Here is a 12,603-nt window from a genome sequence, read left to right as displayed (position 1 = left end):
GTTACCCCGGCGGCCACCGTCACCCCGGCGGCCACCGTCACCCCTTGACCGCGCCGCCCAGTGCGAACCCGCCGCCCAGTCTGCGCGAGATCAGGAAGTACAGGAGCAGCACGGGGGTGGAGTACAGGATCGAGAACGCTGCCAGCTGCCCGTAGATCACCGAGCCGTGGTTGCCGAAGAACGTGAAGACCGAGACGGACGCGGGCAGCTGCTCGGGAGAGAGCAGCAGCATGAAGGGGACGAAGAAGTTCCCCCAGAGCATGATGAAGGTGTAGATCGTCACCACCCCCACGCCCGGCCCCATCAGCGGGAGCACCACCCGCCACAGGGCCTGGGGCACGGATGCCCCGTCGGTCCAGGCCGCCTCCTCCAGGACCTTCGGTACGCCGTCCATGAAGTTCTTCATCAGCCAGATGGCGAACGGCAGTTGGGACGTGGCGAGGAACAGCGCCGTGCCGTGCATCGTGTCGATCAGGTCCACCTGGACGAAGAGCCCGTACACCGGGACCATGATCGCGGTGATCGGCAGACACGTCGTGAACAGGACGGCCAGCAGGAACGGCCGGTTGAAGCGGGAGCGGTGGCGGGAGAGCGGATACGCCGCGAGCACCGCGCACACCACTGTCAGCAGGGTCGCACCGCCGCACAGCAGCAGGCTGTTGAGCATCGGTGTGAAGGTGATCTCGTCGGTGAGCACCGCCTCGAAGTTGGCCGTCGTCGGCGATCGCGGGGGTCTCACCCGCAGGTTCGCCCCGCTGTCCAGCGAGGCGAACAGCAGCCACAGCAGCGGCAGCGCGAAGGACGCGCCCACCAGCAGCAGCGCCCCGTCGGCCGCGAGCCGGGCCCGGGTACGGCGGGCCGTCATCACACCTCCACCTTCATCAGCCGCAGATAGACGACGGAGAACAGCGCGCCGACCAGGAGCAGCAGCAGGGCGACCGCCGTCCCGTAACCGATCAGGCTGTTCACGAACGCCTGGTCGTACATGAACACCGGGAGGGTCTGGCTGCGATTGCCCGGCCCGCCCCGGGTCATAGCCCAGATCAGCCCGAAGACGGACAGCGTGGAGAGGGTGTTCAGCATCAGATTCGTGCCGATGGAACGGCGGATCATCGGCAGCGTGACATGCCACAGCCTGCGCGGCCCGCTCGCCCCGTCGACCGCGGCGGCCTCCCTGATCTCCTGCGGGATCTCGGAGAGCGCCGCCGAGTAGATCAGCATCGAGAACGCCGTGCCGCGCCACACGTTCGCGAAGGAAACGGCCAGGATGGGCAGCGTGAACAGCCAGTTCTGGGACGGCAGATGGAGCCAGCCCAGAATCATGTTCAGGGTGCCCTCGCGGCGGAAGAAGGCGTACAGCAGGAACGCCGCCACGATCTCCGGCAGCACCCAGGACGCGATGACGAGCGCGCCCGTCGCTGTACGGACGGGACGGGACGCGGCCCGCATCAGTCCCGCCAGTGCCAGGCCGAGGCTGTTCTGGCCGACGATCGAGGACAGGAAGGTGAAGACGAGGGTGAGCAGGACGGCGTTGCGGAAGCCGTCGTCGGCGAACGCCCGGCGGAAGTTGTCGAAGCCGACGAAGGAGGAGCCGGACGCACCGGTCAGCCGGGTGTCGGTGAACGCGATCCACACGCAATAGCCGATGGGTCCGGCGAGGAAGAGCAGCAGCAGTGCCGTGGCGGGGGCGAGGGGCAGCCACCGCACCACCCGCCGGTGTCCGTCGGGGCCTTGTGTGCCCGGCTGCCGCTCCCGTCGGGGGAGCGCGCCGTCCGTCGTGCCGCCGGTCCCGGCCCGGTGTCCGTCGGGGCCTTGTGTGCCCGGCTGCCGCTCCCGTCGGGGGAGCGCGCCGTCCGTCGTGCCGCCGGTCCCGGTCCGGTGTCCGTCGGGGCCTTGTGTGCCTGGACGCCGCTTCCGTCGGGGGAGCGCGCCGTCCGCCGTGCCGCCTATCCCGGTCCCGGTCACCCGCCGACGACCGCGTCGCCGACGATCGTCCTCAGCTGCTCGTCGTACTCCTTCGCCGCCGACCCGGGCGAGCCGTCCCCCGTCGTCACCTTCTCCATCGCCTCGCCGATCGCCGTCGACACCTGCGGATAGGCGGGCAGTGCCGGACGGTAGTGGGTGTGGCCGACCAGCGCGGTGAAGAACGTGATGCCCGGCATGGACCTCAGATACTCCGGGTCCCGGGCCACGTCCTCCCGGACGGCGATCTGCGCACCCACCACATCCCACCTGACCGCGTTCTCGGCCGTCTGCAGCGTCTTGATGAACTCCCAGGCCAGGTCGGGGTTCTTCGCCTTCCGCGGGATGGCCCAGGCCCAGCCGCCGGACATCGACACCCTCCCGGGCGCCCGGCCGTGCTGCGTCGGCATCGGGGCCTGGCCGAGCGCCGTCTCCCACTCGGGCCACGCCCTCGGCCCGCCGTTGATCCAGTTCTGCCCCATCCAGGAGCCGTCCAGCGAGATCGCGAGCTTCCCCTCGGGGAACCACTCGGTGGCCACCTTGGTGCCGATGTTCGGGTCCAGGGCGTCCGAGGGGTCCGGGCCGAGCTTCTCCCCGTACACCGTCTCCACGAAGGCGAGCGCGTCCTTGAAGCCCTGGCTGCCCGCCACCCACTTCTTGGCCGTCGCATCGTAGAGGGGGTCCGCGCCCGTCCCGTACAGCAGCATCTCGAAGCCCTGCATCACCGCCGCCTCGCCCGGCCCCTTTCCCGTGTACACGTTCAGCGGGATGACGCCGGGGACCTTCTTCTTCACGGTGCGTGCGGCGTCCAGGACCTCCTCCCAGTTCTTCGGCTGCCAGTCGGCCGGCAGCCCCGCCCTCGCGAAGATCTCCTTGTTGAACCAGAGGGCGCGGGTGTCGGTGCCGTCGGGGATGCCGTACGTCCGGCCGTCCTCCGCCCTGGCCGCGGTCTTCGCCGTGTCCACGAACCGGTCCCAGCTGTCCCACTTCGCCAGATACGGATCCAGGGGCCGCAGATACCCCGCCTCGATGTCGGAGCTGATCCGGAACGTGTCCTCGTAGACCAGGTCCGGGGCCGTCCTCGGCGAGCGCATCATCTGCTGCGCCTTGGTGGCGTAGTCGTTGTCCGGCGCCTGGATCGGCACCAACTCGACCTTCTTGCCGGGGTGTTCCTTCTCGAACTGCTCCTTCACGGAGCGGAAGTGCTCGTCCTTGAAGCGGATCTTGTTGTCCGTGGAGCGGTTGTACGCGACCTTCACGGTGTCCGGGTCACGGCCGGAGCCGGAGGAACAGGCGGTGAGCGAACCGGCGGCGAGCACGATGGCTGCGGCGGCGAGGATCAGCGGGGCGGTGGGGCGCACGGGCACGACCTCCTCATGGCCACGAGGGCTGACCGCGACCGTAGGTCCGGCCCGTCGAAGAGGTCAATGCCCGTGCGGCAAGCGCTTGTTGTGCCCCGGGGCCCGTTGGGTCAGCGCCCCTGCGCCAGCCACCGGTAGTGCAGTTCCGGGCGCCCCACCTGTCCGTAGTGCGGGCGCCGTGCGGCGCTGCCCACCGTCACCAGATGCTCCAGGTAACGGCGCGCGGTGATCCGTGAGATCCCCAGCTCCTCCCCGGTGGCGGCGGCCGTCACCCCGACCGGGGCCGCCCGCAGCACCCGGGTCACCGCCTCCAGCGTCGGACCGCTCAGGCCCTTGGGGAGCGCGGCCGGATGCGCGACGCGCAGCGCCCCCAGCGCCCGGTCGACCTCTTCCTGCCCGCTGGCCTCCCCGGCCGCCGCGCGGAACTCCGCGTACCGCACCAGCCGGTCGCGCAGGGTGGGGTACGTGAACGGCTTCAGCACGTACTGCACCACCCCGAGCGACACACCCTCGCGGACCACCGCGAGATCACGCGCCGACGTCACGGCGATCACATCGGCACCATGACCGGCGGCCCGCAGGGCCCGCAGCAGCTGGAGCCCGTGCCCGTCGGGCAGATACAGATCCAGCAGCAGCAGATCCACCGGCGTACGCTCCAGCGCGCGCACCGCCTCCGCCCGCGTGTGCGCCACCGCCGCCACCTCGAAGCCCGGGACCCGCTCCACGTACAGCTGATGGGCGTCGGCGGCCACCGGATCGTCCTCCACGACCAGTACCCGGATCACGGGCCGACCTCCTTCGTGTCACGTGCGTTGTCGCCGGGGCTCCGCGTACGGCCGCCGAGCGGCAGCCGCACCGTGAACCGTGCCCCGCCGTCCGGGCCCCGGTCCAGCTCGACCGTGCCGCCGTTGCGGTGCGCGGCCTGCCGCACCAGCGCGAGCCCGAGCCCACGCCCGGCGCCGCGCGTCGACCAGCCCCGCCGGAACACCTCGGCCGCGTCGTCCGGGCCGATGCCCGCCCCGGTGTCGGCCACACGCAGCAGGAGCAGACCGTCGACGGCGCGGGCGGTCACGGTGACCCGGGCACGTGAGGAGGCCCGCGGGGCGGGTACGGGAGCGGGAGCCCGGGTCGGCGCTGGGACATGGCCGGTTCCCGATCCGTTACCGGTTCCCGGTCCGGCACCGTGCTCCGGTCCGGCACCGTGCTCCGGTCCGGCACCGTGCTCCGGTCCGGCACCGTGCTCTGGTTCGATACCGGCCCCTGGTCCCGCACCGTGCTCCGGCCCGGAACCGGCCCCCGGTCCCGCACCGTGCTCCGGCCCGGAACCGGCCCCTGGTCCCGCACCGTGCTCCGGCCCGGAACCGGCTCCCGGTCCGGCACCGACCCCCGCCCCTGGTCCCGCACCGTGTCCCGGTTCCGCGGCGCAGTCCGGGGCCGGGCGCTTCTCCGGTTCTCCGCTCGCCGCCTCCGAGGCCGCGTCCACCGCGTTGTCGATCAGATTGCCCAGGATCGTCACCAGATCGCGCTGCGCCGGGCGGGCCGGCAGCGCTCCGTCGTCGATCAGGCTGTCGTCCGCCAGCACCAGCTCCACACCCCGCTCGTGCGCCTGCGAGGCCTTGCCCAGGAGCAGCGCGGCCAGCACCGGTTCCGCGACGGCGCCCACGACCCGGTCGGTCAGCTCCTGCGCCAGCTCCAGCTCCGCCGTCGCGAAGCCCACCGCCTCGTCCACCCGGCCCAGCTCGATCAGCGACACGACCGTGTGCAGCCGGTTCGCCGCCTCGTGCGCCTGGGAGCGCAGCGCCTGGGTGAAACCGCGCTCCGAGTCCAGCTCGCCCGACAGCGCCTGCAACTCGGTGTGGTCCCGCAGCGTCACCACCGTGCCGCGCTGTTCCCCGCCCACCACCGGACGGGTGTTGACCACGATCAACCGGTCCGCCGTCAGATGGAGTTCGTCGACACGTGGTTCGGAGGCCAGCAGGGCCCCGGTCAGCGGGGCCGGCAGCGCCAGTTCGGCGACCGTCCGCCCGACCGCGCCCGGCGCGAGCCCCAGCAGCTCCCGGCCCGCGTCGTTGATCAACGCGATCCGGCGCCGCCCGTCCAGCATCAGCAGCCCCTCGCGCACCGCGTGCAGCGTGGCCTGGTGGTAGTCGTGGAGGCGGCTCAGCTCGGTGGCGTTCATGCCGTGGGTGTGCCGCCGCAGCCGGGCGTTGATCACATAGGTGCCGAGCCCGCCGAGCGCCAGGGCCCCGCCCGCCGCGAGCCCCAGCGCGCCCAGCTGGTCCCGTACCTGGGTGGAGACCCGCTCCACCGTAATGCCCGCGCTGACCAGTCCGGTGATCCCGCCGCCGTCCCGGACCGGGGTCACCACCCGGATCGAGGGGCCGAGCGTGCCGGTGTACGTCTCCGTGAACGTCTCGCCGCGCAGCGCCTGCTCGGTGTGGCCCAGGAAGGTGTCGCCGATCAGCCCGGAGTCCGGGTGGGTCCAGCGCACGCCCTTCGGGTCCATGATCGTGACGAAGGCGATCCCGGTCTCCTCGCGCACCTGTTCCGCGTACGGCTGGAGCGCGGCGGACGGGTCCGGGGTGCGGATGGCCTCCCGTACGGAGGGAGAACCGGCCACCGCCAGTGCGGCCGCCCGCACCTGCCGTGCGGCTGTCTCCTCGGCCTGCGCGCTGCCGGAGGCATACGCGAAGACCGCGCACCCGGCGACCACGGCGGCCACCAGCACGACCTGCATGGCGAAGAGCTGGCCGGCCAGGCTGCGGGGGCGGGTACGGGGAAGGCGCATGGCACCCAGTCTGCCTGCCCCGGCCGGCCGCTCATCGGGTGGCCGGAAAGCGGCTGTGAACGATATGAACGCAACGGTGACCGGGGTCACAGGGAGGTGGATAGTCACCGGAGCCCCCAGGGACGGGGTGCGCCCACGACCGAGCCGAGGAGGCCCCCGTGGCAGTGTCAGCCGCACAGCGGGACCGAACCCATTATCTGTACATCGCCGTGATCGGTGCCGTGGTTCTCGGCATTCTCGTGGGCTTCGTGGCCCCCGGGGTCGCCGTGGAGCTGAAGCCGATCGGGACCGGCTTCGTGAACCTGATCAAGATGATGATCTCGCCCATCATCTTCTGCACGATCGTGCTGGGCGTCGGCTCGGTCCGCAAGGCCGCCAAGGTCGGTGCCGTCGGAGGGCTCGCGCTCGGTTACTTCCTGGTCATGTCGACGGTCGCTCTCGCGATCGGCCTGGTCGTCGGCAACATCCTGGAGCCCGGCTCGGGCCTCCACCTCACCGAGGCGGCCCGCGCGGCGGGCGAGAAGCAGGCGGCGGGAGCGAGCGAGTCGACCGTCGACTTCCTGCTCGGCATCATCCCGACCACCATGGTCTCCGCCTTCACCGCGGGTGAAGTGCTCCAGACGCTGTTGGTCGCGCTCCTCGCGGGCTTCGCGCTCCAGGCCATGGGGCCCGCCGGCGAACCGGTCCTGCGCGGCATCGGCCACATCCAGCGCCTCGTCTTCCGCATCCTCGCCATGATCATGTGGGCGGCGCCCGTCGGCGCCTTCGGTGCCATGGCGGCAGTGGTGGGCGAGACCGGTCTGGACGCGCTGAAGTCCCTCGCGATCATCATGATCGGCTTCTACGTCACCTGCGCGCTGTTCGTCTTCGTGGTGCTCGGCACGATCCTGAGGCTGGTCGCCGGGGTCAACCTGATCTCGCTGCTGAAGTACCTGGGACGAGAGTTCCTGCTGATCCTTTCCACCTCGTCCTCCGAGTCGGCGCTTCCCCGGCTGATCGCGAAGATGGAGCACCTCGGCGTCAGCAAGCCCGTCGTCGGCATCACGGTGCCGACCGGCTACTCCTTCAACCTCGACGGCACCGCGATCTACCTCACGATGTCCTCCCTCTTCATCGCCAACGCGATGGGGGACCCGCTGAGCGCGGGCGAGCAGATCTCGCTCCTGGTCTTCATGGTGATCGCCTCGAAGGGCGCTGCGGGCGTCACGGGCGCCGGTCTCGCCACCCTCGCGGGCGGCCTCCAGTCGCACCGCCCCGACCTGGTCGACGGCGTCGGCCTGATCGTCGGTATCGACCGCTTCATGAGCGAGGCCCGCGCCCTGACGAACTTCGCGGGCAACGCGGTCGCCACGGTCCTGGTCGGCACCTGGACCAAGGAGATCGACAAGGACCGCGTCGAGCAGGTCCTCGCCGGGCGGGTCCCGTTCGACGAGAGGACGCTCGTCGACGACCACGCCCCGGCGGCGACGGCGGACGTCCCGGAGCAGCGCGGGGACGACAAGCTGCCGGCGAAGGTCTGACACTCCGGACACCGGCGCACCCGCCCCGGCGCACCCGCCCCGGCGGGCGCGCCGGGGCGGCGGTACAACCCCTGGGGGAGGGCAGCTGTCTTCCGTACAGCAACGAGATCCGACCACGCGTCACACACAGGGGACCCGTATGAACCAGACCCGTACCGGCCGCCGCATGCTGCGCGGGGGAGCCCATGTCCTCGCCGCCGTCGCCCTGACCGGGCTGGGCGCCACACCGGCGCTCGCCGATGAGGACGAGCCCGACATCGGGATCGGGAACCTCGCCCGGATCACCGGAGCCGAGCCCGGCGGCGGCTTCGGCATGCCGTTCTCGGTGCTGAACAAGGGGACCGAGGAGGTGGCGAAGGTCTGGGTCTCCTACGCCGTTTCGCCGGGGCTCCGCCCCGCCGACTCGTACTCCAACTGCGAGTACGGGACCACCTACTCCCACGACGAGAACCCGGACTCGCACTACGCGGTCTGCGCGATCGACCAGCCGCTGAAGCCCGGTGTCGTCTATGCCCCCGAGCGGCCGGTCGGGCTCAAGGCACTGGACAGCGCGATGTACGACGATGTCTACATGACGGTGACCGGCACCGAGCCGGACCCCTCCGGCGACGGTGGCTCCGACCCCGTACCGGGCACGGGCGCCCCGCTGAAGCTGGTGGAGAAGGGCCCGGCCGACGAGGCCGACCGCGAGAAGCACCCCGAGCGGTACGCCGTCACCGACGTCACCTCCGACAACACCGCCGACTACGCGCTGACCGGGGAGAAGCTCACCGGCAAGGTGGGTGACAAGGTCACGGCCGACGTGAAGTTCATCAACAAGGGACCGGCCTGGGTCTACCTCGAACAGGGCCAGGGGGCCGCGACCGTCGACATCCGGATACCGGCCGGGACGTCGGTGGTGAAGCCGGACGGCTTCTGCCACAAGGTGACCACGTCGCACTACCGGTGCGGGACCTCGCAGTCCTGGGTCGACGAGAACACCGGCGAGACGTACTCCTTCGTGCTCCGGATCGACAAGGCCGTGGACAACGCGGTGGGCAAGGTGACGTTCACCGGGAAGGCCCGGCCCTTCGACCGCAACCCGGCCAATGACACCGCCGAGATCGTGATCGATGCCGGTTCGGGCGGTACGGGCGGCTCCTCGTCCACCGGCGGTTCGTCCGGCTCCTCGTCCACCGGAGGCGCCACCGGCAGCACGGGCGGCTCGTCCGGTTCCTCCTCCACCGGCGGTTCCACCAGCAGCACCGGCGGCTCCTCCACCGGCAGCACCGGCAGCACCGGCTCGCAGACGACGGCGGGCGGCGACCTGGCGGCGACCGGGGCCACCTCCACCGGGCCGCTGATCGGCGCGGCGGCAGCGGCGCTGGTCGCCGGCGGCGGGATCCTCTACGCGGTGCGCAGGCGCCCGGCGGCACAGAGATAGGGAGCGGCGCCCCGGCTCCGGGGACACGCCGCGGCCGGTACGGGAACCACTTCCGTACCGGCCGCTCGCATGCTCACGGAGAGTCAGCGGATCCGGTGCTTGCCTTGACGTCGGCGTCAAGGATTACGTTCATGTCATGCGAATCGGTGAGCTGGCCGAGCGGGCCGGGACGACGACACGGACTCTCCGCTACTACGAGTCACGCGGACTGCTCCGCGCGCGGCGTGCGGTGAACGGCTACCGCACCTACGACGAGGGCGACCTGCGGATGCTCCGGCAGATCCGGACCCTCCAGGACTTCGGGTTCGATCTGGAGGAGACCCGCCCGTTCGTCGAGTGCCTGCGCGCCGGGCACCCGGCCGGTGACGCCTGCCCCGCCTCGCTCGCCGTCTACCGGCGCAAGCTCGACGAACTCGACGCGCTGATCGAACAGTTGCGGACGGTCCGCGGCGAAGTCGGCGCACAGCTCGCACGGGCAGAGCTCGAAGCGTCCGCCGAACTGCCCGGCGGTCCGGAACCACGTTGTGAATGGGGAGGATGACAGATGATCCACGCAGAAGGTGTCGCCGAGGTCACCGATGAGACCTTCGGCCGAGAGGTTCTGGCGGCCACGGACCGCCCCGTCCTGGTGCAGTTCACCGCCGACTGGTGCGGCCCCTGCCGCCAGATCGCCCCGGTCCTGAGCCAGATCGCCCAGGAGGACGCCGACCGCCTCAAGGTCGTCCAGCTCGACGTCGACCACAACCCGGGCATCACCGCGCGGTACGGAGTCCTGTCGATGCCGACCCTGATGGTGTTCCGCGCGGGCGAACCGGTGAAGTCGATGGTGGGTGCCCGCCCGAAGCGGCGACTGCTCCAGGAGCTGGAGGACGTGTTCGAGCTCCGGGTCTGACCGGCCGGCCACCGTACCGGCTCCCCCGGCAGGAGCCACCACAGCTGCTCCCCGGACGAGCAGCTGTGGTCGGCGGCGCCGGCGGGCCGTGTGTCCGGGGTGTCCGCGGTCCGGTGGGTCAGGCGGGGCGGGGTGTCCGGCGGTCCGGTGGGGCAGGCGGGGCGGTGGGGCAGGCGGTCCGGTAGGCCAGGCGGTCCGGTGGGTCAGGCGGGGCGGAACCATACCGTCGCCAGCGGCGGCAGCGTCACCGTGACGCTGGCCCGTCTGCCGTGCGCGGCCACCGCCTCCGGCTTCACCGGTTCCTCGTTGCGCACACCGCCCCCGCCGTAGCGGACCGCGTCCGTGTTCAGTACCTCCACCCAGGCGTCCGGCGCCTCGGGGACGCCGAGGCGGTAGTCGTGCCGTACGGCGGGGGAGAAGTGGGAGACCGCGAGCAGCGGTGAGCCGTCCGCGTCGAACCGCAGGAACGCGAACACGTTGTCCTCGGACGCGCCGCCGTCCACCCAGCTGAAGCCCTCCGGCACCGTGTCGCACTGCCAGAGGGCGGGCAGCGCGCCGTAGACCGCGTTCAGGTCGCCGACCAGGGTGCGTACGCCACGGTGGTCGGCCGACGCCCCGTACGACGGGTCGAGCAGCCACCAGTCCGGGCCGTGGCCCTCGGACCACTCGGCTCCCTGGGCGAACTCCTGCCCCATGAAGAGGAGTTGCTTTCCGGGGTGCGCCCACATGAAGCCCAGGTAGGCCCGGTGGTTGGCCCGCTGCTGCCACCAGTCGCCCGGCATCTTGCTGACCAGCGAGCGCTTTCCGTGCACCACCTCGTCGTGCGAGATCGGCAGGACGTAGTTCTCGCTGTAGGCGTACACCATGGAGAACGTCATCTCCCCGTGGTGGTACTTGCGGTGCACCGGCTCCTTCTCCACGTAGCCGAGCGAGTCGTGCATCCAGCCCATGTTCCACTTCAGCCCGAAGCCGAGACCGCCGAAGCCGCCGGGGCCCGCATGGTGCGTGGCGCGGGTGACACCGTCCCAGGCGGTGGACTCCTCGGCGATGGTGACGACCCCGGGGTTGCGCCGGTACACGGTCGCGTTCATCTCCTGGAGGAAGGCGACGGCGTCCAGATTCTCCCGGCCGCCGCGCTCGTTCGGCGACCACTCGCCGTCCTCGCGGGAGTAGTCGAGATAAAGCATCGAGGCGACGGCGTCCACCCGCAGCCCGTCGATGTGGAACTCCTCGCACCAGTAAGTGGCGTTGGAGACCAGGAAGTTGCGCACCTCCTTGCGCCCGAAGTCGAACTCCAGCGTTCCCCAGTCCGGATGCGCGGCCCGTGCGGGGTCCGAGTGCTCGTACAGCGCGCGCCCGTCGAACTCCGCCAGTGCCCAGTCGTCGCGCGGGAAGTGCGCGGGCACCCAGTCGGCGATCACGCCGATGCCCGCCCCGTGCAGCGCGTCCACCAGGAACCGGAAGTCGTCCGGCGTCCCCAGGCGCGAGGTCGGCGCGAAGAATCCCGTGACCTGATAGCCCCAGGAGCCGCCGAAGGGGTGCTCGGAGACCGGCATCAGCTCCACATGCGTGAAGCCCAGGTCCTTGACGTAGGAAGGCAGCTGGTCGGCGAGCTGACGATACGTCAGGCCCGGTCGCCAGGACGGCAGATGAACCTCGTAGACCGAGAACGGTGCCTCGTGCACCGGGCGGTCGCCCCGGTGCGCCATCCACTCGGCGTCCTGCCACTGGTGGTGCGAGGCAGTGACCACCGAGGCGTTGGCGGGCGGCACCTCGGCGTGCCGGGCCATCGGGTCGGCCCGCAGGGTGTGCGTACCATCGGGGCGGCAGATGTCGAACTTGTACAGGGCGCCCTCACCGACGGCGGGCAGGAACAGCTCCCACACCCCCGTGGAGCCGAGCGAACGCATCGGGAAGCCCGTGCCGTCCCAGTAGTTGAAGTCGCCGCTCACCCGCACCCCGCGAGCGTTCGGCGCCCACAGGGTGAACCGGGTCCCCGTGACTCCCTGGTGCTCCATGGGCCGGGCGCCGAGCGCCGTCCACAGCTCCTCGTGCCGTCCCTCGCCGATCAGATGCAGATCGAGATCACCGAGCGCGGGCAGGAAGCGGTACGGGTCCTGCGCCTCGGTCTCGTTGTCCTCGTAGGTCACGTGGAGCCGGTAGTCGGGCACCGCGGGCATCGGCAGGATCCCGGAGAAGAAGCCGTCCCCGTCCTCGTGCAGTTCGGCCCGCAGGCCCTTGCCGAGCACCGTGACCGCTCGGGCGAACGGGCGCAGCACCCGCAGGACCACCCCGCTCCGGGTCAGATGCGCCCCGAGCAGATCGTGCGGCGCGTGGTGCTCACCGGCCAGCAGCCGGGCCCGTTCCCCGCCGTCCAGGGGCGGGGCCGGCCGGACACCCGCCCCGCCCCCACCGCGTCGGGGCCGGGGCGGGGCGGCGGTGGGTGCGGGCCGCCGAACGGACGCGGCCTCGACGGCCTCGGTGAACTCGACGGCCTGAACGGGCGCGACCTCGATGCCCTCGACGGCCTGAACGGGCTCGGCGGGCTCGGCGGCCCGGGCGAACTCGACGACGGCTTCGACGGCGGCCTCGACCGACTCGGCGGGCTTGCGCGAACGGGACGGCTTGCGGGACGGCTTGCGGGCGGTCACGGGGGA

10 protein-coding genes are annotated in these 12,603 nt (G+C 71.4%); 4 read left to right on the top strand and 6 right to left on the bottom strand.

The genetic code is table 11. The annotated features are described in order from the left end of the window. Positions 1 to 37: 37 nt before the first annotated feature. The 5 genes from ACIGJO_RS04780 to ACIGJO_RS04760 all read right to left on the bottom strand — a co-directional run bounded on the left by ACIGJO_RS04780 (position 38) and on the right by ACIGJO_RS04760 (position 6,111). Positions 38 to 865 (bottom strand): carbohydrate ABC transporter permease, encoded by an 828-nt coding sequence (locus tag ACIGJO_RS04780; RefSeq protein WP_399952116.1) that lies wholly within the window; start codon positions 863 to 865, stop codon positions 38 to 40. Continuing rightward, positions 865 to 1,710 (bottom strand): carbohydrate ABC transporter permease, encoded by an 846-nt coding sequence (locus ACIGJO_RS04775; protein WP_399952113.1) that lies wholly within the window; start codon positions 1,708 to 1,710, stop codon positions 865 to 867. Before ACIGJO_RS04775 ends, ACIGJO_RS04780 begins: the two co-directional genes overlap by 1 nt. A 251-nt stretch (positions 1,711 to 1,961) precedes the next feature. Next, on the bottom strand, positions 1,962 to 3,323 hold the full coding sequence (locus tag ACIGJO_RS04770) for an ABC transporter substrate-binding protein (RefSeq protein ID WP_399952111.1): 1,362 nt from the start codon (positions 3,321 to 3,323) through the stop codon (positions 1,962 to 1,964). A gap of 110 nt (positions 3,324 to 3,433) precedes the next feature. After that, positions 3,434 to 4,108 carry a response regulator gene (locus tag ACIGJO_RS04765; RefSeq protein ID WP_399952109.1) on the bottom strand — a complete coding sequence of 225 codons (675 nt, stop codon included), beginning with the start codon at positions 4,106 to 4,108 and terminating at the stop codon, positions 3,434 to 3,436. Then, positions 4,105 to 6,111 carry an ATP-binding protein gene (locus ACIGJO_RS04760; protein WP_399952107.1) on the bottom strand — a complete coding sequence of 669 codons (2,007 nt, stop codon included), beginning with the start codon at positions 6,109 to 6,111 and terminating at the stop codon, positions 4,105 to 4,107. Before ACIGJO_RS04760 ends, ACIGJO_RS04765 begins: the two co-directional genes overlap by 4 nt. A 158-nt stretch (positions 6,112 to 6,269) precedes the next feature. On the opposite strand from ACIGJO_RS04760, the gene ACIGJO_RS04755 reads away from it, so the two are divergent. From ACIGJO_RS04755 to trxA, 4 genes are all read left to right on the top strand, one after another. Next, on the top strand, positions 6,270 to 7,631 hold the full coding sequence (locus tag ACIGJO_RS04755) for a cation:dicarboxylate symporter family transporter (protein ID WP_399952105.1): 1,362 nt from the start codon (positions 6,270 to 6,272) through the stop codon (positions 7,629 to 7,631). Between the two features lie 139 nt (positions 7,632 to 7,770). Continuing rightward, on the top strand, positions 7,771 to 9,054 hold the full coding sequence (locus ACIGJO_RS04750; protein WP_399952103.1) for a peptidase: 1,284 nt from the start codon (positions 7,771 to 7,773) through the stop codon (positions 9,052 to 9,054). A 136-nt stretch (positions 9,055 to 9,190) separates the two neighbouring features. Further along, a complete protein-coding gene (locus tag ACIGJO_RS04745) occupies positions 9,191 to 9,595 on the top strand; it encodes a MerR family transcriptional regulator (protein ID WP_399952101.1) in 405 nt (134 codons plus the stop codon). A 3-nt stretch (positions 9,596 to 9,598) separates the two neighbouring features. Next, the gene (gene trxA / locus ACIGJO_RS04740) at positions 9,599 to 9,946 is read left to right on the top strand and encodes a thioredoxin (protein WP_399952099.1); all 348 of its coding nucleotides are present in this window, start codon (positions 9,599 to 9,601) and stop codon (positions 9,944 to 9,946) included. A gap of 203 nt (positions 9,947 to 10,149) precedes the next feature. Here the strand turns inward: trxA and glgB are convergent, their stop codons facing one another. Next, positions 10,150 to 12,597, bottom strand: a complete 2,448-nt coding sequence (gene glgB / locus ACIGJO_RS04735; protein ID WP_399952097.1) for a 1,4-alpha-glucan branching enzyme — start codon at positions 12,595 to 12,597, stop codon at positions 10,150 to 10,152. Positions 12,598 to 12,603: the final 6 nt, after the last annotated feature.

The organism is Streptomyces sp. NPDC079020, assembly GCF_044542225.1.
Lineage (GTDB): Bacteria > Actinomycetota > Actinomycetes > Streptomycetales > Streptomycetaceae > Streptomyces.
Note: the sequence above shows the minus strand (reverse complement) of the source record. Positions and strands in the feature narration are given on the sequence as shown.

Excerpts from the sequence above, each read along its gene's own strand:
- ACIGJO_RS04780 (WP_399952116.1), bottom strand. The coding sequence starts at position 865 with ATGACGGCCCGCCGTACCCGGGCCCGGCTCGCGGCCGACGGGGCGCTG.
- ACIGJO_RS04760 (WP_399952107.1), bottom strand. The coding sequence starts at position 6,111 with ATGCGCCTTCCCCGTACCCGCCCCCGCAGCCTGGCCGGCCAGCTCTTC.
- ACIGJO_RS04750 (WP_399952103.1), top strand. The coding sequence starts at position 7,771 with ATGAACCAGACCCGTACCGGCCGCCGCATGCTGCGCGGGGGAGCCCAT.
- ACIGJO_RS04745 (WP_399952101.1), top strand. The coding sequence starts at position 9,191 with ATGCGAATCGGTGAGCTGGCCGAGCGGGCCGGGACGACGACACGGACT.
- trxA (WP_399952099.1), top strand. The coding sequence starts at position 9,599 with ATGATCCACGCAGAAGGTGTCGCCGAGGTCACCGATGAGACCTTCGGC.